The sequence below is a fragment of the Pseudomonas orientalis genome (genome assembly GCF_001439815.1).
In the GTDB taxonomy this organism is placed as follows: domain Bacteria; phylum Pseudomonadota; class Gammaproteobacteria; order Pseudomonadales; family Pseudomonadaceae; genus Aquipseudomonas; species Aquipseudomonas orientalis.
In genome coordinates, this window is record NZ_JYLM01000006.1 from 174,661 (window position 1) to 194,921 (window position 20,261).

Sequence of the window (20,261 nt, forward strand, 5' to 3'; positions counted from 1 at the left end):
GTCAGTTACACAGGCATTCGCTGACACACCGCATCGGGCAAGCCCCCTCCCACATTTGACTGTATTTACACATCTGAAGGTGTGAACGCAGTCAGTGTGGGAGGGGGCTTGCCCCCGATAGGGCCGAAGGCCCGCTTCAACCGGCGACGCCGACCTCTTTGGGCAACCGCTGATCGATCACCCGATACAACGCACTGTCCTGCGGCCAGTTGCGCATGAACCGCGCGCGATCCCTGGCATACGCCGCAGCAAAGCTGGCAACCGAGCCGTGTTGGCACATGGCGTCCAGGTCGATCATCGCCCAGCGCCCTTCGCTCCAGAACAGGTTGTGGCCCTTGAAATCACCATGACTGATGCGCGCCTCAATCAGCTCGGCGAACAACTGGTCCAGCGCCAGCAGTTCATCTTCCGGCGCATCGCCGCGTTCAACATAGGGCGCAAAGCGCTCGATAATGTCCGGCCCCGGCAGGTATTCAGTGACCAGATAGGCACGGCTGCGCAACCAGAAAAAGCGCTTCTCCATCACCGCCAGCGGCTCGGGCGTGGCAAAGCCGAGGAACGCCAGGCGGTTGCCTTCGCGCCAGGAATGCCAGGCGCGGCTCGGGCGCCAGAAGCGTTTGAGCCAGTGGGCAAAACCCTTGATGTTGTAGCGTTTGATCACCAGAGGCCGGCCGGCCACTTCGACCCTGGCCACACTTGCGGCGCCGCCGGTCTTGTACAGATGGCCCTGTTCAAGCAGCGCATCGGCCTGCTCCAGCACAGGCAGCATGGCCGCCTCTTCTTCACGCCGAATCGCGCGCAGGCCAAAGGCGCCACGCACCACGCTGAACAGCGTGCACTCGCGGCCGACCTTGTTCAGATAATCGCGCAAACGCCAGGCACTGACTTTGCGCACCTGCTTTTCGAGGGCTTCCAGCGGCAAGGCATGTTCACCGTTGGCCAGCAGGTAATACACCAGCAACTCTTCGGTAAACGGCGCGAGGTTTTTGGGCAACTGGGCAAAGAACACCCCGAGGTTTTCCAGCACGCGAGTGCGCGACAGCGGCTTGCCCGCCTCTTCGACACGAATCCCCGCGCCATCAATCAGATACAGCTTGCCGCCCTGGCGCAGCAGGTTGTCCAGGTGCAGATCTTCCTGCCATAACCCCTTGCCGTGCATCTGTGCAATCGCACCCAGCGCTTCGGCAAGCACGGCGGTTTGCTCGTCGGCCAAGGGCGGCAAGCCTTCGACAGCGAGCCAGGCGTCGGCCAGGCTTTGGGCGCCTTCGAGAAATTCGAACAGCAGCCAGCCCCCCTCGCCTTCCTGCAAGCCGTCGGCCAGCAACAATGGCGTGGTCAGGCCTTGTTCGGCCAACAAGCGCACACCGCTGCGCTCACGCTGGAAATGCCGCGCGGCCTTGCTGCCGACCAGCAGCTTGGCCAGCACCGGGCGACCGCGCCATATTGCGGCGCCGACGTAGCGCTGCCCCGGCAATACCCGCAGCAGGCTGAGCAGTTGCAATTGCCCCGGGCCTGCCGCATCGGCCAGGTCGAGGGTCAGCGGCAGACTGGGGCTACGGCCGGCATTTTTCAGCTCGGATAAACGCATCAGCGGTTCTCCTTGTGGCTGCGGCGCGCGGTAAGCCGTTGGTACCAGGTGGCGACCAGCGCACTGTCTTCAGGCTGTTCAAGATACGCCGCCAGGAGTTGTCGCACCTGCCCATCCGACCATTGCGGCGCGCGGCGCAACAGGGGTTCGAGGTCCTTGACCCGGTCACGCCAGCCGAACAACAGCGGGCGGGTTTTCTCGAGGTCGATCAACTGCGCGGCGTAACCGTCAGCAGTGGCCTGCAGGAAAATATGCTTTGGATAAAAACAGCCATGCACCTGCCCCACGCTGTGCAAATGTCGCGCAAGCTTGCCGCAGGCCAGAAGGATGGCGCGTTGCTGGGCATCGCTCGACTGCGGCCAGTGCTCCAGCAACGAGTCCAGGTCATTCCAACCGTCGAGGGCGCGGGTGAGCAACATCGCGCGGCGCTCGCCCTTGACCTTGCGCTCGCCGAAGAACGCCGCCTGCAAGGCAGGAATGCCAAGCTTGCGGTACAGGCTGATATTACGAAACTCGCGGGCAAAACTAGGCTCGCCGAACGGCCGGTGCAAGGTACGTGTCAGGTAGTTGCTCTGGCGCTTGAGGTAGTAACCCTGACCTTCAAGTTCCAGGCGATACACGCTGCTCCATCCGTCGCCACTGGTGTTCGGCTCATCCACCGCATCCAGTTGCTTGGCCCACAACGTGTCGAAGGTCGCCAGGCCGTTGCGCTCAAGCAAAGCGCGGTCTTCGGCCGCCAGGAAGTCACTCATTCACGCCCCTCGAAAAACTTCACCACATGGCGAATCCGTTGTTTGTCTGACGTCGTCAGGTGCGTGCGTTGGCGGTATTGCAGGTAGAAACGCAGGCGCTGGGTGGCCGACAGATGATACTTGGCGACCTTGTCCAGGCAGGCCAGGTCTTTGGTAATGCGGTATTTGAGCCAGAAGCCGCGCCAGAAATCGCCGTTGGGACAGTCGATCATGTACAGGGTGCGCTGGTCATCCACCAGCAGGTTGCGCCACTTCAAGTCGTTATGGGTGAAGCGATGGTCGTGCATGGTCCGCGTGTACTCGGCGAGCTGACGGCTGATACCGTCAACCCAGCGAGGGTCTTTCAGGCGCGGGTCATTACGCTCGGCCAACAGCGACAAGTCCTCGGTCCTGGGCAATTCCCGGGTGATCATTGCACCCCGGTCATAGGCCAGGCCCTTGCGATCCAGGCCCCACGCCACCACATCGGCGGTGGGAATGCCCCATTTGGCGAAGCGCTTGAGGTTCTGCCATTCGGATTTCACCCGAGGCCTGCCCAGGTAGCGGCGCAGGCCTTTGCCGGCGCCGACGTAGCGCTTGACGTAATAATTGATCCCGCCCCGCTCCACCCGGATGACTTCCGACAACGGGTCGCGGGTCAGGCGCTCGCCTTGCAGGGCGAACACCGCTTCCAGGCTGCCAAAGTCGTCCGCGAGCGCAGCGTAGGCAGGTTCCAGATTCCAACCCGCCATCAGAGCGCATCCCCGTAACGCTGCTTGCGCGCATAGAGCTTGTCGGCCTTGGCTTGCAGCCACAGCAACAGGGCGCTTTCCTCGGCGAGGATCTGGCGCAACGGCTGCTGGAAATAGCCCTTGAGAAAGCGCAGCTTGTCGCGACGGGTCAGACCGATGTCCAGCGCCGAGAAGTACAGCGCCGCCAAGTCCTTGTCGCGCCAGCGCCGGCTGATCCTGTCGCGCGTCTGGGCGCGGTGCAGGTCGATGATAGAGAGCTTGAAATTATCGGCCGTCACCGCTGCATCGGTGTGCAGCAGGAAGTGGCAGATGTAGCAGTCACGGTGGTTGACGCCGCCGCGATGCATCATGCCGGTCATGCGCGCCACTTCGGCGATCAGCGCGCGCTTGAGACGCGGCTGCGGCGGCTGCTTGAGCCAGTCGATGCTGAAATCTTCCAGGCTGACCGTCGGCGCCAATTCTTCGGTAATGATGAAAGAGTGCTGATCGGCCGGGTTGCTGCCGCGCTCGCCATAGGCCACGGCGGTCATGGTCGGCACGCCCAGTGCCTGCAGGCGCTGGATCGCCAGCCATTCCTGACCGGCGCCCAGCACCGGCAGCTTGGCGGTCACCAGGTTCTTGACGATCTCGCCCCAGCCAATCCCACGGTGGATCTTCACGAAATAGCCGCGGCCATCCACCTCGGTACGCAATGTGCGACGCGCCTCCAGTTCACGGTACACCTCGCCTTCCAGGCGCTCGACAGCGGCGAACGCATCGTGCCCGGCCCAGAGGGTTTTGAACGGTTCGGCAAGCATCAATTTCATGGTTTTGGCTCCGCCAGAATCACATCCGCAGCGTGCTGCGGCATGCTGTAGAGGTCAGCCGTCTCAGCGAAGGCCAACCCATTGCGGCCCCAGGCCGCGCGCTGTGCAGAATCGGACAACATCCGCGCCAGGTACCCGTTGAGCTGTGTCTGTTCGAACGGCTCATCCAGCACCAGGCCACTGTCGGCTTCGCCGATGTAATGGGCATAACCACAGACCGCCGAGACCAGCACCGGTAACCCGGCCACCAGGGCTTCGAGCAAGACAGTACCGGTGTTTTCGTTGTACGCCGGGTGGATCAACAGGTCGGCGCCCAGCAGGAAACGCGGGATATCGCTGCGCCCCTTGAGGAACTGCACGTTATCGCCCAGGCCCAAGGTGGCGCTCTGCAATTGGAATACTTTGGGGTCGTCCTGGCCAATTACAAACAGGCGGGTGCGTTTCTTCAATTCGGACGGCAACGCCGCCAGCGCCTTGAGGCTGCGGTCGACGCCCTTGGTCTTGAAGCCGGAACCGATCTGCACCAGCAGCAAGTCGTCGTCGCCCAGGCCGAATTCCTTGCGGAACCCTTCGCGAATCTGCGCCGCATCCGGCGGCGCGCGGCGATCCTGGGCAATGCCCGGCGGCAGCAGGTGGAAGCGCTCCAGCGGCGTGTCGTAATGCTTGATGAACAGCGGCTGCTGCACCTCGGAAATCATCAGGATTTCAGTCTTGGCGTCCCTGGCAAACACGGCCCGCTCGTAGTCGGCAAAGTGCTTGTAACGACCAAAATAACGGTACAGCGAATGACGCAGGTTTTGCGCCTTGTCTTCAAAGCAGCCGTCGGCGGCGTAGTACACGTCCAGGTCGGGCATCTTGTTGAAGCCGATCAGGCGATCCACCGGGCGTTTGGCAAGGTCGGCCTTCATCCAGGCGCTGAGTTTCTCGTTGCGCCGATGGTTGAAGAATGCCTTGACCGGCGCCACCAGCACTTCGAAGCCCGGCGGGATATCGCCCTCCCAGATCAAGGTGTACACCCGGATTTTATGTCCGCGTTGCTGGCACTCCAGGGCGATGCGCATGAAGTCGCGCTGCAGGCCACCGAAGGGAAAGTATTTGTACAGTACGAAAGCCAGTTGCATCAGTGCAGCTCCTCAGCCAGTAACAACGTGCTCAGCCGGCTCGCTACACGCTCAGGATTCAGACGCGTGAAGCACAGGGGCGACTCGCGCTTGATGTCGAACCGCCGCAGGTCATCGGCGGTGGGTTGATAGGTGCATTGTTTTTGCAGGCACGGCGCGCACGGCCAGTCGCTGGCCAGGTGAATCTGGCCCTTGCCGTAGGCGCCGGTGAGCCCGGGATTGGTGGGCCCGAACAGCGAAATAGTCGGCACGTCCAGCGCAGCCGCCAGATGGCCCAGACCGGTATCCACCGCCACACAGGCGCGCGCACCGGCCAATACACGGGCCACGCCCGCCAGGTTGAGTTTTGGCAGCACTTCGGCATTGGCCAGGCCTTGGGCCAGGCGCTCGGCGCGGGCCTTTTCGTCGGCGTTGCCCCACGGCAATTTCACGTCCACGCCCAGGCGCCCCATGCGTTCGGCCAGTTCACGCCAGTAGGCCTCGGGCCAATGCTTGGTGTCCCAGGTCGTACCATGCAGCAGCAGCACGAAAGGTTTTTTCGGCGGCAGGCCCAGCAGTTTCTCGACGCTCAGGCCATAGTCGCCCAGGCCCTTGGGCAGGTCGTACCCCAGTGCCACGGCAAACAGTTGGCGCAAACGCTCCACCGCATGTTGCCCACGGGCCACGGCCAGGCGCCGGGAATAAAAACGCGCCGCCAAGGGTTCGCGTGCCGAGGCTTTATCGAAGCCGGCCACCGGTGCCCGAACGTAGCGGGTCAGCCAGGCACTTTTGAGCAGGCCCTGGGCATCGATGACCAAGTCATATCTGGTCGACTGCACGGCCTGTTTGAACCGCCGCCATTCGCCGCTCTTGAGGGTTTGCCAGAGGTTCTTGCGCCAGCGACGAATCGCCACCGGGATCACCTTGTCCACCGCCGGGTGCCAGGTGGGGATTTCGGCAAAGCCTTCTTCCACCACCCAGTCGAAACGGATACCGGGGATCGCCCGCGCCGCGTCGGTCAGTGCCGGCAAGGCGTGGATCACGTCGCCCAGGGATGAGGTCTTGATTACCAGTACCCGCAACTCAATGAACCTCGACCACGTCGCCGTGCAACCGCTGCAAGGCGTCGGTTACCGGCTGCGGCAGCAATTGGCGCAGGCAGTTGTAGTGGCCGAAACGGCAGGTCCGCTCAAAACAGGGGCTGCAATCCAGACCCAGGCGCACCACTTCAACCTTGTCCGCCAACGGCGGGGTGAAGCCGGGTGACGTCGAGCCGTACACCGCCACCAACGGACGATTCAGCGCGGCGGCGACGTGCATCAGGCCGGAGTCATTGGACACCACGGCGTCGGCGCAGGACAGCAAGTCGATGGCCTCGGCCAGGGACGTTTCGCCGCTGAGGTTGACCGCCTCTTCACGCAGGCCCGGAATCAGGCGCTGGCGAATATCCTCACCCACCGAATGATCGTTCTTCGAGCCAAACAGCCACACCTGCCAGCCTTCGCGAATCCTGCTCTCGGCGACTTTGGCGTAATGCTCCGACGGCCAGCGCTTGGACTCGCCGAACTCGGCGCCCGGGCACAATGCCAATACCGGGCGATCCAGCGTCAGGCCAAACTTGGCCTGCGCCGCAGCGCGGGTCACCGGATCAATCTGCAAGCTGGGGCGCGGGTACGGCGTGGGCAATGGCGCGCCCGGCTCGTAGGCCAGGGCCATGAAACGTTCGATCATCAGCGGGTAGCGGGCTTTATCCAGGGTGCGTACGTCATTGAGCAGCACGTAGCGAAACTCGCCGCGCCAGCCGGTACGCTTGGGGATGCCGGCAAAAAACGGCACCAGCGCCGACTTCAACGAGTTGGGCAACAGGATGGCCTGGTCGTACTGGCCGGCCATGGCTTTGCCGATGCGACGACGGGTCGCCAATTCCAGCGCGCCATGGCCGAGCGGAAAGCTCAAGGCCTTGCGTACCTCGGGCATGCGCTCGAGGATCGGTCGGCTCCACTCAGGGGCGAGCACGTCGATCTGGCAGTCCGGATAGCGCAGCCGCAGGCACTGGAACAGTGTCTGCGCCATCACCATGTCTCCGACCCAGCTGGGCCCAACGATCAGAATATTCATGTCATTTCCACAAACAATGCGGGGAGGCTTATGCCTCCCCGCCCTAATAGTGTTTCAGCTCAAGCCCAGCGTCTGCCAGATTCGCATCACCTGTCGCCGTTCGTCGGCGAACTGGTCCCCGGCCACCGTGCCGGCCTCGTTCTGCAAGGCCTGGCGGTGCGCGGCGGAGCGGTAGGCCTTATACACCTCACGCAGCAAATGAGCATCGGCGGCGGGCATCAACCCGACCTGCTCCAGGCCTTCCAGAATGCGGATATTGTCGGTGTAGCGCAGCAACGAGGGATGTTGCGCAGACCACGCCAAAGCCGCGTATTGCACCATAAATTCAATATCGACGATACCTCCGGCGTCCTGCTTGAGATCGAACAGCGCCGTGGCTTCGAAGGCATTGGCGCCCCTGCCGGCCGCCGTGGCCTTGGTACCCAGGTTATCGCGCATCTTGGCGCGCATCTCGCTGACCTCCTGGCGCAGCTTGGCCAGATCCCGTTCACGTCCCAATACTTTAGCGCGCACCTGCTCGAATGCATGGCCCACATCCTGGCTGCCCACCAACACGCGTGCGCGAATCAGCGCCTGATGCTCCCAGGTCCAGGCTTCATTTTGTTGATAGCGGTCGAATGCGCCCAGTGAACTGACCAACAAGCCGGACGCCCCGGAAGGGCGCAGACGCATATCCACTTCGTACAACTGGCCGGAGTTGGTCTGGGTGGTCAGCAGGTGAATGATGCGCTGGCCCAGGCGCGTGAAGAACTGCGCGCCGTCGATCGGCTTGGCGCCGTCGGTCTCGGCCTGCGGGTCGCCGTCATGGATAAACACCAGGTCCAGGTCCGAACCATGCCCCAGCTCGATACCGCCGACTTTCCCATAACCGACAATGATGAACCCGGGATTGCACAGGCTGCCGTCCAGTCGTTGCGGTGAACCATGGCGGGCCACGGTCTGGCGCCAGGCCAGGGCCAGCACTTGTTCGAGAATGGCTTCGGCCAGCCAGGTGAGGTAGTCGCTGACTTTCATCAACGGCAGGCTACCGGCAATTTCCGACGCCGCCACGCGCAGACGGTGCGCCAGCTTGAAATGGCGCAGGGCCTCCATCTGCTGCTCAAGGTCGTCCTCGGGAATACGCGTAAGGCGTTCGCGCAACTCGGCGGCCAACTCCGGCGCCAGCGGTGGCTTGAACAGGCGCCCTTCGTTGAGCAATTCATCCAGCAACAGCGGAAAGCGCGTGATCTGCTCGGCGATCCACGGGCTCGCGGCGCACAGGGTCAGCAGGCGGCGCAGGGCGTCGGGATTTTCGGTAAGCAGCACCAGGTAAGCGGAACGCCGGGCGACGGCCTCCACCAGCGGCAATACGCGCTCCAACACCAGGTCCGGGTTGGCGTGTTCGACCGCCTGGGCCAGCAGGCGCGGGATAAACGCATCCAGCCGCTCGCGACCGAGGCGCTGCATGGCGCGCAGTTGCGGGCTACCGCGCAGGCCTGCCAGGGCTTTGAGGGCCTTGGGCGCATCGGTAAAGCCGCCTTCGCTCAATTGGCGGCAGGCAGCATCGTCATCCTGGGACTCTTCCCACAACGGCAACCACTCCCCGCCGACCACAAGCTCGCTTTCTTCACCCTCTTCTTCATCAGGGTCGGCAATCACCTGGCGGAAATGCCAATCCACGCGTCCGCGCCAATACATCAGGCGCTCGTGGAACGCGGCCCAATCGGCAAAGCCCAGCATGAAAGCAATGCGCGCCTGGTCTTCGGGGCTGTCGGGGAGCATCTGGGTCTGACGATCGGCAATCGCCTGGATCGCGTGTTCGGTGTAACGCAGGAATTCATAGCCATTGCGCAGCTCACTGATCACCGCAGACGGCAGGTAGCCCTGGCCTTCCAGCGTCCCGAGCACATTCAACAGCGGCCGTTGCTGCAGGCTGAGATCGCGGCCGCCGTGGATCAGTTGAAACGCCTGGGCGATGAATTCCACCTCGCGAATACCGCCCGAACCCAGCTTGATATTGTCGGCCATGCCCTTGCGCCGCACTTCCTGCTGGATCAGCTGCTTCATGGTGCGCAGCGCTTCGATGGCCGAGAAGTCCAGGTAACGGCGATAGACGAACGGGCGCAGCATGTCGAGCAGCTGCGCACCGGCGACCTGGTCACCGGCGACCACGCGGGCCTTGATCATGGCGTAGCGTTCCCAGTCGCGGCCCTGGTCCTGGTAGTACTGCTCCAGCGCGTTGAAGCTGAGCACCAGCGCGCCCGCCGAACCGTAGGGGCGCAGGCGCATGTCGACGCGAAACACGAAACCGTCGACCGTCATCGGGTCGAGCGCCTTGATCAGTTTTTGACCAAGGCGAATGAAAAATTCCTGGTTATCCAGGGCGCGCTTGACCCCCACGGTCTCGCCGCCTTCGGGGTAGGCGAAGATCAGGTCGATATCCGACGACAGGTTCAGCTCCACCGCCCCAAGCTTGCCCATGCCGAGGATGACCATGTGCTGCGCCTCACCGCTGCGCCGCCCGGTGGGCGTGCCGAACTGCACGCAGTGGCGCTGGTACAGCCATTGATAGGCCTGGTCGATGCACGCGTCGGCCATGTCGGACAGGTCGCGACAGGTCTGCACCAGATCAGCCTGGCGGGTCAGGTCGCGCCAGATGATGCGCACCTGCTGGCGCGTACGCTGGCGGCGCAGCACACGGCCCAGCTCATCTTCCGTTTCAGCCTGTTGCACGGCACCGGCAATCTGCCCGCACAGTTCACCCGGCGCAAAACCTCGGTCCAGCTCGCCCCAGGCCACCAGTTCGAGCAACATCAAAGGGTCACGAACACTCTGTTCAATGACGAAATCGCTGGCGGCGCAGACCCGCGCGAAGTCGGCCCAGCGTTGCGGCGTCCACGCAGAAAGTCCATGATCGTCTTCCAGCGCGGCCACGGCGTCACGAAATGACTGCTCGGCCCGCTGGGCTTTTGGCAAGAGAATGGCTGGCAATTCGGCCAATGTTGGCAGGCTCATGGTCTATCCTTGATCGGCGCGTGAATGGCGTGTTGCCGTGGACGTGATACTGGCGCTACATGCAGGACTGTCGAACAAAGGTTATAAATAGCTGAAAAATCACAGTTGTTGGCAGGGAACATTAAACATCTACCTTTTCTTGTTCGCAAAAGATCAACAATAACGATTATGCTCACCAGCCAGACCGAGCCATACGCTCAGTCTTGTGTAGTTTTACTACTCGTATATACATTCGAAAGGCTGAAATGGCCGACGATTTGTAGTAAAACTACAGGACGCCGAAGCAACCTTCGGCCATCCAAGAATTTATGTCGTCTGCCCACAAGGCCAGTCGCAAACTTCAGGCAACCGATTCTGGTAGCCTTTCCGCCCTGGAGCAAGCCATGCAAGACCTCGATCCCGTCGAAACCCAGGAATGGCTGGACGCCCTGGAATCGGTTCTCGACAAAGAAGGCGAAGACCGTGCTCATTACCTGATGACCCGTATGGGCGAACTCGCGACCCGCAGCGGCTCGCAGTTGCCTTACGCCATCACCACGCCATACCGCAACACCATCCCCGTTACCCACGAAGCACGCATGCCTGGCGACCTGTTCATGGAACGCCGCATTCGCTCGCTGGTACGCTGGAACGCCATGGCGATGGTAATGCGCACGAACTTGAAAGATTCGGACCTGGGCGGTCACATCTCCAGCTTCGCTTCCAGCGCAACCCTGTATGACATCGGCTTCAACTACTTCTTCCAGGCCCCGACCGACGAACACGGCGGCGACCTGATCTACTTCCAGGGCCACACCTCGCCAGGCGTCTACGCCCGTGCGTTCATGGAAGGCCGCATCACCGAAGAACAAATGAACAACTTCCGCCAGGAAGTCGACGGTCAGGGCCTGTCGTCCTACCCGCACCCTTGGCTGATGCCTGATTTCTGGCAGTTCCCGACCGTTTCCATGGGCCTGGGCCCGATCCAGGCGATCTACCAGGCACGCTTCATGAAGTACCTGGAAGCCCGCGGCTTCATCCCTGAAGGCAAGCAGAAAGTCTGGTGTTTCCTGGGCGACGGCGAGTGTGACGAGCCGGAATCCCTGGGCGCCATCTCCCTGGCCGGCCGCGAAAAGCTGGACAACCTGATCTTCGTCATCAACTGCAACCTGCAGCGCCTCGACGGCCCGGTTCGCGGCAACGGCAAGATCATCCAGGAACTCGAAGGCGTGTTCCGTGGCGCTCACTGGAACGTGACCAAAGTCATCTGGGGCCGTTTCTGGGACCCACTGCTGGCCAAGGACGTCGACGGTATCCTGCAACGTCGCATGGACGAAGTCATCGACGGCGAGTACCAGAACTACAAAGCCAAAGACGGTGCGTTCGTGCGCGAGCACTTCTTCAACACGCCTGAACTCAAGGCGATGGTTGCCGACCTGTCCGACGACGAAATCTGGAAGCTCAACCGTGGCGGCCACGACCCATACAAGGTCTACGCGGCGTACCACGAAGCGGTCAACCACAAGGAACAGCCGACCGTCATCCTGGCCAAGACCATCAAGGGTTATGGCACCGGTGCCGGCGAAGCGAAGAACACCGCGCACAACACCAAGAAAGTCGACGTCGACAGCCTGAAGCTGTTCCGCGACCGCTTCGACATCCCGGTCAAGGACGAAGAGCTGGAGAACCTGCCGTTCTTCAAGCCGGAGCCGAACAGCGCCGAAGCCCGCTACCTCAGTGAGCGCCGCAGCGCCCTGGGCGGTTTCGTGCCGCAACGCCGCGCCAAGAGCATGAGCATCCCGACGCCGCCACTCGATACCCTCAAGGCTATCCTGGACGGCTCGGGCGACCGTGAAATCTCCACCACCATGGCTTTCGTGCGCATCCTTGCGCAGCTGGTCAAGGACAAGGAAATCGGTTCACGCATCGTCCCGATCATCCCGGACGAAGCCCGTACCTTCGGTATGGAAGGCATGTTCCGTCAGTTGGGCATCTACTCCTCCGTCGGCCAGCTCTACGAGCCAGTCGATAAAGACCAGGTGATGTTCTACAAGGAAGACAAGAAGGGCCAGATCCTCGAAGAAGGCATCAACGAAGCGGGCGCCATGAGCTCCTTCATCGCTGCCGGTACCTCGTACTCCAGCCACAACCAGCCGATGCTGCCGTTCTACATCTTCTACTCGATGTTCGGCTTCCAGCGCATTGGCGACCTGGCCTGGGCAGCCGGCGACAGCCGTACCCGTGGCTTCCTGATCGGCGGCACCGCCGGGCGCACCACGCTCAACGGCGAAGGCCTGCAACACGAAGACGGTCACAGCCACATCCTGGCTGCCACCATCCCGAACTGCCGCACCTTTGATCCAACCTACGGCTACGAGCTGGCGGTGATCATCCAGGACGGCATGAAGAAGATGACCGAGGAGCAGCAGGACGTTTTCTACTACATCACCGTGATGAACGAGTCCTACCAGCAGCCAGCCATGCCGGCCGGCGTGGAAGAAGGCATCATCAAGGGCATGTACCTGCTCGAAGAAGACACCAAGGAAGCGGCGCACCACGTACAGCTGATGGGCTCCGGCACCATCCTGCGCGAAGTGCGTGAAGCGGCTAAGATCCTGCGTGACGAATTCAACGTCGGCGCCGATGTGTGGAGCGTCACCAGCTTCAACGAACTGCGTCGCGACGGCCTGGCCGTGGAGCGCAGCAACCGTCTGCACCCTGGCCAGAAGCCACAACTGAGCTATGTCGAAGAGTGCCTGAACGGCCGTAAAGGTCCGGTCATTGCCTCCACCGACTACATGAAACTGTTTGCTGAACAAATTCGCCAGTGGGTCCCGTCCAAGGAATTCAAAGTCCTGGGCACCGACGGTTTCGGTCGCAGTGACAGCCGCAAGAAGCTGCGTCACTTCTTCGAAGTCGACCGTCACTTCGTGGTGTTGGCAGCCCTGGAAGCCTTGGCTGACCGTGGTGAGATCGAACCCAAGGTGGTGGCTGACGCCATCGTCAAGTTCGGGATCAACCCGGAAAAACGCAACCCACTGGACTGCTGAGGAGATTTTTTGTGAGCGAACTCATTCGCGTACCTGACATCGGCAGCGGTGAAGGTGAAGTAATCGAGCTGTTTGTGAAGGTCGGCGACACCGTCGAAGCCGACCAGAGCATCCTGACCCTGGAGTCGGACAAGGCGAGCATGGAAATCCCTGCTCCCAAGGCCGGCGTGGTCAAAAGCCTGAAAGTGAAGCTGGGCGACCGCCTGAAAGAGGGCGACGAACTGCTGGAGCTGGAAATCGAAGGGGCTGCCGATGCAGCGCCTGCGGCTGCCGCTCCGGCCGCCGCTGCACCTGCACCTGCTGCTGAACAGCCTGCCGCTGCCGCCGAGGCTCCGGCTGCCGCACCTGCCGCCGCCAGCGTCCAGGACATTCACGTCCCGGACATCGGCTCGTCGGGCAAGGCCAAGATCATCGAGTTGCTGGTCAAGGTTGGCGACACCGTTGAAGCCGACCAGTCGCTGATCACCCTGGAGTCCGACAAGGCCTCCATGGAGATTCCATCGCCGGCTGCCGGCGTGGTGGAAAGCATTGCGGTCAAGCTGGAAGACGAAGTCGGCACCGGTGACTTCATCCTCAAGCTGAAAGTACAAGGCGCTGCGCCTGCGGCCGCTCCAGCACCGGCCGCCGCTCCGGCTGCCAAGGCTGAAGCTGCTCCGGCTGCTGCCGCCCCTGCACCTGCTGCAAAAGCTGAGGCCGCTCCGGCCCCTGCTGCTGCCGCACCTGCGCCAAGCGGTGCCAAGGTTCACGCCGGCCCGGCTGTACGCCAACTGGCCCGTGAATTCGGCGTCGAGCTGAGCGCCGTCTCGGCCAGTGGTCCTCACGGTCGCGTGCTGAAGGAAGACGTGCAGGCTTACGTCAAGGCCATGATGCAAAAGGCCAAGGAAGCGCCGGCTGCCGGCGGCGCTACCGGTGGCTCGGGCATTCCACCGATCCGTACCGTGGACTTCAGCCGCTTCGGCGAAATCGAAGAAGTGCCGATGACCCGCCTGATGCAAATCGGCGCGGCAGGCCTGCACGCGAGCTGGCTGAACATCCCGCACGTGACTCAGTTCGACCAGGCCGATATCACCGACCTGGAAGCCTTCCGCGTTGCGCAGAAAGCCGTGGCCGAGAAGGCCGGCGTGAAGCTGACCGTGCTGCCCCTGCTGCTCAAGGCCTGTGCGCACCTGCTCAAGGAACTGCCGGACTTCAACAGCTCGCTGGCGCCAAGCGGCAAAGCGATCATTCGCAAGAAGTACGTGCACATCGGCTTTGCGGTCGACACCCCTGACGGCCTGCTGGTACCGGTCATCAAGAACGTCGACCAGAAGAGCCTGCTGCAACTGGCTGGCGAAGCGGCTGCGTTGGCCGCCAAGGCCCGCGACAAGAAGCTCACCCCGGACGACATGCAGGGCGCGTGCTTCACCATCTCCAGCCTCGGGCACATTGGCGGTACGGGCTTCACGCCAATCGTCAACGCGCCGGAAGTGGCGATCCTGGGCGTGTCCAAGGCAACTATCCAGCCGGTCTGGGACGGTAAAGCGTTCCAGCCCAAGCTGATGCTGCCACTGTCGCTGTCCTACGATCACCGCGTGATCAACGGCGCCGCAGCGGCACGCTTCACCCAGCGCCTGAGCCAGCTGCTGAACGACATCCGCACCATCCTGCTGTAAGCCGCAGCGGCCTCCCCTTGCGGGAGGCCATTGCCGCACCGATTTCCGAGCGCCACGCTCGTACCTCAACCCCGCCACTTGGCGGGGCTTTTTTTGGGTTTTTTATACACACAGGACAGGCTTGTACACCTTCCGTCACCCCGATTGCAGAAATCCTCCCCATGGCCGATAACAGGCTTATAGCACTTAGCCTTCATCCTCTCTTGTCAGTGCGTGCCGCATGATGCAACCTTGCGGCAAGCAACAGCAAAGAGGGGCGTGAGCCCGGCGCCGTGCGCATTTTCCCAAGCGAGTTTCCTCCATGAAAAGCCAACCCGATGTTGCCCGAATGGCGACCGAGGTAGTGACGCAATTACCGGTGCCTTCGCGCCTCGGTATGCTGCGTTTCGAGCGGCTTAATGAGGCAAGCTGGGCGCTGCTCTACCTCGACCCGAACTGCGAACGCCAATTCGGCCTGCCGGCGGTCGAACTCTGCGCCCTGCTCGGCACGCCGTACGCCAGCCTGATGGAGCCCCAGGCGCGCTATCAACTGCACGACGCGATCCAGCAGCAACTGACCCACAGCGCCCACTACCTGGTGCGCTACACCCTGCACACCCACGATGGCCCGCTGAGCCTGCTGGAAATGGGTGAGGCCTATAAACAACACAACCGTCATCTGCTGCGCGGCTACCTGATGGTGGTGGATGGCCTGTTCAGCGAACTTCCCGTCACGGTGCCGACCGCCGACCTGGAAAACCAGAACAGCCGCCTGCAAATCGCCCTGGAACTCAACCAGCGCGCGCAGCAGGAACAGCTGCAGCATCTGGAGCGGGTACGCGCTCAGCAAGAGTTGATCCTGCTGCTGGCCCGCCAGCGCTACACCACACCCAATTCGCTGCAGGAAGCCGCCGAGCTGATCACCCGCAGCGCCTGCGACATCTATCAGATCGATTGCGCCAGCATCTGGAACCTGGAAGGCCAGCGCCTGGTGCCGATTTCGGCCTATCACCGCGCCGATCAACGCCACCATCTGCCTGAAGCGATCGACGCCAGTTGCTTCCCCGATTACCTCGAGGCCCTGCACAGCAGCCGCGCCATCGATGCCACCCATGCCATGCGTGACCCGCGCACCCGGGAAATGGCCGAAAGCCTGATCGCCAAGGATGTCCATGCGATGCTCGACGCAAGCATCCGCGTGGATGGCCAGGTGGTCGGCGTACTGTGTCTGGAGCAAAGCGGCAGTTCGCGGGCGTGGCAGTCCGATGAGATCGCCTTTGCCGGCGAGCTGGCGGACCAGTTCGCCCAAGTCATCAACAACCACAACCGACGCACCGCCACCAGCGCCCTGCATCTGTTCCAGCGTGCGGTGGAACAGAGCGCCAACGCGTTTCTGCTGGTCAATTGCGATGGGGTGGTGGAGTACGTCAACCCAAGCTTCACCGCCATTACTCAATACAGCGCCGAAGAGGTGCACGGCCACCGCCTGGCGCAGTTGCCGGCCCTGGAGAACCTCAGCGAGTTGCTGTTCGACGCGCCGTCGGCCCTGGCCAAGAGCAACAGCTGGCAAGGTGAATTCAAAAGCCGGCGCAAAAACCTGGAACCCTACTGGGGCCAGCTGTCGATTTCCAAGGTATATGGCGACAACCGCGAGTTGACCCATTACATCGGCATCTACGAAGACATCACCCAGACCAAGCTGGCGCAACAGCGCATCGAACGCCTGGCCTACACCGACAACCTGACCAACCTGGGCAACCGCCCGGCGTTCATCCGCAACCTCGACGAGCGCTTTGCCCGCGACAGCGACAGCCCGATCAGCCTGCTGCTGGTGGACATCGACAACTTCAAGCGGATCAACGACAGCCTCGGACACCAGACCGGTGACAAACTGCTGATCAGCCTGGCCCGTCGACTGCGCAATAGCTTGAGCAGTAGCGGCAGCCTGGCGCGCTTTGCCAGTAACGAGTTTGCGGTGCTGCTCGACGATGCCGACATGGAGACCGGCCAGCAGGTCGCCAGCCAACTGCTGGCCACCCTCGACAAGCCGATGTTCGTCGACAACCAATTGATCAGCGTGACCGGCTCCGTGGGCCTGGCCTGCGCGCCGCTGCACGGGCGCGACCCGCAGACCCTGATGCGCAACGCCGGCCTGGCCCTGCACAAGGCCAAGGCCAACGGCAAACACCAGGTGCAGGTGTTTACCGAAGCGCTGAATGCCGAGGCCAGTTACAAGTTGTTTGTGGAAAACAACCTGCGCCGCGCCCTGACCCAGAACGAGCTGGACGTGTTCTACCAGCCCAAGCTGTGCCTGCGCAGTGGTCGCCTGCTGGGCATGGAAGCGCTGTTGCGCTGGAACCACCCGGAAAAGGGCATGATCCGCCCCGACCAATTCATCAGCGTGGCCGAAGAGACCGGCTTGATCATCCCCATCGGCAAATGGGTCGCCCGTCAGGCATGCCGCATGAGCCGTCAGTTGACGGCTGCGGGGCTGGGTAACTTGCAGGTGGCGATCAACCTGTCACCCAAGCAGTTTTCCGACCCGGACCTGGTGGCCTCGATTGCCACGATCCTCAAGGAAGAACAGTTGCCGGCCGACCTGCTGGAGCTGGAGCTGACCGAAGGCCTGCTGCTGGAAGCCACCGAAGACACGCGCCTGCAACTGGACCAACTGAAGAGTTTTGGCCTGACCCTGGCCATGGACGACTTCGGCACCGGTTACTCGTCGCTGAGCTACTTGAAAAAATTCCCCATCGACATCATTAAGATCGATCGAAGCTTCATCCACGAAATCCCGGATAACCAGGACGACATGGAGATCACCTCGGCGGTCATCGCCATGGCCCACAACCTCAAGCTCAAGGTGGTGGCCGAAGGCATCGAGACCGCCGAGCAACTGACGTTCCTGCGCCGGCATCGTTGCGATGTGGGCCAGGGCTATCTGTTCGACCGGCCAATCCCCGGCGCAGAACTGCTGGAGAAGCTTAAACGCTATCCACGCGGGCCAATCGCCTGACAGCGCGGTAACTCTCGGGCACACTGGCTGTCTGAAAATTTACTGTTACTCAACCTGACGAGAGGACTGATCATGGTCTTGCGCTCGGAAATTCTGGTGAACAAAAACGTGCTGCCTACTCAAGAACAAGCCTTGCCCGGCCGTGAAACTCCGATGGCGTTGCCGGAAACTCACTTCGTCAACGGCAACCCGTTGCTGGGCCCTTTCACCGACGACGTGGGTTTCGCGATCTTCGGCCTCGGTTGCTTCTGGGGCGCCGAGCGCAAATTCTGGCAGCGCGACGGGGTGGTCAGCACCGTGGTCGGCTACGCCGGCGGCTTCACGCCGAACCCGACCTACGAAGAAGTCTGCTCTGGCCTGACCGGCCACAGCGAAGTGGTGCTGGTGGTGTATGACCAGGCCAGAGTGAAATACGAAGACCTGCTGAAGATGTTCTGGGAACTGCACAACCCGACCCAGGGCATGCGCCAGGGCAACGACATCGGCAGCCAATACCGCTCGGTGATCTACGCCACCACGCCGGAGCAACTGGCGGCAGCCAAGGCCAGTGCCGAGGCGTACCAGCAAGAGCTGACCAAGGCCGGCCTGGGTGAGATCACCACCGAAATCGACGAAGCACCGACCGTGTACTTCGCCGAGGCGTACCACCAGCAGTACCTGGCGAAGAACCCGCAGGGCTATTGCGGGATCGGCGGCACCGGCGTGACCTGCCCGATCTAAAGAACAACATAAATCAAAACTGTGGGAGGGGACTTGCCCCCGATAGCGGAGTGTCAGTTACAGATGTAATGACTGATACCAGCAATCGGGGGCAAGCCCCCTCCCACATTGGGTCCGTGCCTGGCTTCAGAACCGGTTACTCAGCAAGAAGCCAATCCATGGATCGGCGGCGCCGGCGTGACCTCCCCGGTCTAAAGCACACAGACTAAAAAATGTGGGAGGGGGCTTGCCCTCGATAGCGGAGTGTCAGTTACAGATGTAATGACTGATACCCAGCAATCGGGGGCAAGCCCCCTCCCACATTGGGTCCGTGCCTGGCTTCAGAACCGGTTACTCAGCAAGAAGCCAATCCATGGATCGGCGGCGCCGGCGTGACCTGCCCGGTCTAAAGCACACAGACTAAAAAATGTGGGAGGGGGCTTGCCCCCGATAGCGGAGTGTCAGTTACAGACGTAATGACTGACACCCAGCAATCGGGGGCAAGCCCCCTCCCACATTGGGTCCGTGCCTGGCTTCAGAACCGGTTACTCAGCAAGAAGCCAATCCATGGATCGGCGGCGCCGGCGTGACCTCCCCGGCCTAAAGCACACAGACTAAAAAATCTGGGAGGAGGCTTGCCCCCGATAGCGGAGTGTCAGTTACAGGTGTAATGACTGATACCCAGCAATCGGGGGCAAGCCCCCTCCCACATTGGGTCCGTGCCTGGCTTCAGAACCGGTTACTCAGCAAGAAGCCAATCCATGGATCGGCGGCGCCGGCGTGACCTGCCCGGTCTAAAGCACACAGACTAAAAAATGTGGGAGGGGGCTTGCCCCCGATAGCGGAGTGTCAGTTGCAGGTGTAATGACTGATACCCAGCAATCGGGGGCAAGCCCCCTCCCACATTTGGTTCTGCGTCTGTATCGAGATCAGTTACTCGGCGATAAGCCAATCCATCTGCCATCCACCCTGGGTCTGGCCAAGTTGCTTGGACAGCCACGGCAGCAATTCACGCAACTCCTCCTCCAAGCCCCACGGCGGGTTGGCAATCGCGAGGCCCGAGCCGGTCAGGGTGTTGGGCGTGTCCAGCGGATGCACCAGCAATTCCACGCGCAGCAACTTCGGTGCGCCGGTGCCGGCCAAGTCCTGGTAAAAGCGGCGCAGCATGCGCGGGTCTTTCACCGGGTACCAGATCGCCGCGACGGTCTGGCGCATGCGGCTGACGGCTTCCTTGAGGGACGCAGCGCAGCGCTGCATTTCATCGAGTTTTTCGAACGGCGGGTCGATCAGCATCAATGCGCGCTTTTCCGGCACCGGCAACAAGGCGCGCGGCACATGCCAGCCTTCGCCCAGGTGCACCTTGACCCGGCGATCACCCTTCATGTTGTCCTTGAGCAGTACGCCGTCTTCCGGGTGTTTTTCGTTGAGCAGCACCCGGTCCTGGGGGCGCGTCAGGCGCCGTGCCAGCTCCGGCGAGCCCGGGTAGTAGCGCAATTGGCCGTCCGGGTTCATCTCGTGCAGCACGCGCATGTAATCGGCGGTGAGCGGCGGCAGGTCGCTTGCGCCCCACAGGCGGGCGATGCCTTCCAGGTATTCACCGGTGCGGTTGGCCTGGTCACCCTGCAGGTCATACAGGCCAATGCCGGCGTGGGTATCCAGGTAGGCGAACGGCTGCTCCTTGCGCGACATCAGGGCGATGAGGCGGGTCAAGGTCAGGTGTTTGAAGACATCGGCGTGGTTGCCGGCGTGAAAGGCGTGACGATAATTCATGGTTGCTCCTGCGCAGGGGGCGAAGTT

At 62.1% G+C, this 20,261-nt stretch carries 13 protein-coding genes; 4 read left to right on the plus strand and 9 right to left on the minus strand.

Going from position 1 to position 20,261, the window contains the following annotated elements; genetic code table 11:
* Positions 1 to 136: 136 nt before the first annotated feature.
* The 8 genes from TU82_RS16515 to glnE are packed head-to-tail and all read right to left on the minus strand — an operon-like array spanning position 137 to position 10,089.
* Positions 137 to 1,588 carry a lipopolysaccharide kinase InaA family protein gene (locus TU82_RS16515; RefSeq protein WP_057724361.1) on the minus strand — a complete coding sequence of 484 codons (1,452 nt, stop codon included), beginning with the start codon at positions 1,586 to 1,588 and terminating at the stop codon, positions 137 to 139.
* Entirely contained in the window at positions 1,588 to 2,340 is a 753-nt protein-coding gene (locus tag TU82_RS16520; protein WP_057724363.1) for a lipopolysaccharide kinase InaA family protein, read from the minus strand. Before TU82_RS16520 ends, TU82_RS16515 begins: the two co-directional genes overlap by 1 nt.
* The gene (locus TU82_RS16525; RefSeq protein WP_057724366.1) at positions 2,337 to 3,071 is read right to left on the minus strand and encodes a lipopolysaccharide kinase InaA family protein; all 735 of its coding nucleotides are present in this window, start codon (positions 3,069 to 3,071) and stop codon (positions 2,337 to 2,339) included. The genes TU82_RS16520 and TU82_RS16525 overlap by 4 nt, the downstream gene beginning before the upstream one ends.
* Positions 3,071 to 3,877 carry a lipopolysaccharide core heptose(I) kinase RfaP gene (gene rfaP, locus TU82_RS16530; protein ID WP_057724368.1) on the minus strand — a complete coding sequence of 269 codons (807 nt, stop codon included), beginning with the start codon at positions 3,875 to 3,877 and terminating at the stop codon, positions 3,071 to 3,073. Before rfaP ends, TU82_RS16525 begins: the two co-directional genes overlap by 1 nt.
* Entirely contained in the window at positions 3,874 to 4,998 is a 1,125-nt protein-coding gene (locus tag TU82_RS16535; RefSeq protein ID WP_057724369.1) for a glycosyltransferase family 4 protein, read from the minus strand. The genes rfaP and TU82_RS16535 overlap by 4 nt, the downstream gene beginning before the upstream one ends.
* The gene (waaC, locus tag TU82_RS16540) at positions 4,998 to 6,059 is read right to left on the minus strand and encodes a lipopolysaccharide heptosyltransferase I (protein ID WP_057724370.1); all 1,062 of its coding nucleotides are present in this window, start codon (positions 6,057 to 6,059) and stop codon (positions 4,998 to 5,000) included. Before waaC ends, TU82_RS16535 begins: the two co-directional genes overlap by 1 nt.
* A 1-nt stretch (position 6,060) precedes the next feature.
* Positions 6,061 to 7,095, minus strand: a complete 1,035-nt coding sequence (gene waaF / locus TU82_RS16545) for a lipopolysaccharide heptosyltransferase II (RefSeq protein ID WP_057724371.1) — start codon at positions 7,093 to 7,095, stop codon at positions 6,061 to 6,063.
* 54 nt (positions 7,096 to 7,149) lie between these two features.
* Positions 7,150 to 10,089, minus strand: a complete 2,940-nt coding sequence (glnE, locus tag TU82_RS16550; RefSeq protein WP_057724372.1) for a bifunctional [glutamate--ammonia ligase]-adenylyl-L-tyrosine phosphorylase/[glutamate--ammonia-ligase] adenylyltransferase — start codon at positions 10,087 to 10,089, stop codon at positions 7,150 to 7,152.
* Between the two features lie 383 nt (positions 10,090 to 10,472).
* Between glnE and aceE the strand changes: the two genes are divergently transcribed.
* From aceE to msrA, 4 genes are all read left to right on the plus strand, one after another.
* Positions 10,473 to 13,118: a pyruvate dehydrogenase (acetyl-transferring), homodimeric type gene (aceE, locus tag TU82_RS16555; protein ID WP_057724373.1), complete on the plus strand. Its 2,646-nt coding sequence runs from the start codon at positions 10,473 to 10,475 to the stop codon at positions 13,116 to 13,118.
* Between the two features lie 11 nt (positions 13,119 to 13,129).
* Positions 13,130 to 14,770 carry a dihydrolipoyllysine-residue acetyltransferase gene (aceF, locus tag TU82_RS16560; protein WP_057724374.1) on the plus strand — a complete coding sequence of 547 codons (1,641 nt, stop codon included), beginning with the start codon at positions 13,130 to 13,132 and terminating at the stop codon, positions 14,768 to 14,770.
* Between the two features lie 301 nt (positions 14,771 to 15,071).
* Entirely contained in the window at positions 15,072 to 17,765 is a 2,694-nt protein-coding gene (locus tag TU82_RS16565; protein ID WP_057724375.1) for a putative bifunctional diguanylate cyclase/phosphodiesterase, read from the plus strand.
* 72 nt (positions 17,766 to 17,837) lie between these two features.
* Positions 17,838 to 18,485, plus strand: a complete 648-nt coding sequence (gene msrA / locus TU82_RS16570; RefSeq protein ID WP_057724376.1) for a peptide-methionine (S)-S-oxide reductase MsrA — start codon at positions 17,838 to 17,840, stop codon at positions 18,483 to 18,485.
* Positions 18,486 to 19,397: 912 nt separating this feature from the next.
* On the opposite strand, the gene TU82_RS16575 is transcribed toward msrA, so the two are convergent.
* Positions 19,398 to 20,234 (minus strand): 23S rRNA (adenine(2030)-N(6))-methyltransferase RlmJ, encoded by an 837-nt coding sequence (locus tag TU82_RS16575; protein WP_057724377.1) that lies wholly within the window; start codon positions 20,232 to 20,234, stop codon positions 19,398 to 19,400.
* Positions 20,235 to 20,261: the final 27 nt, after the last annotated feature.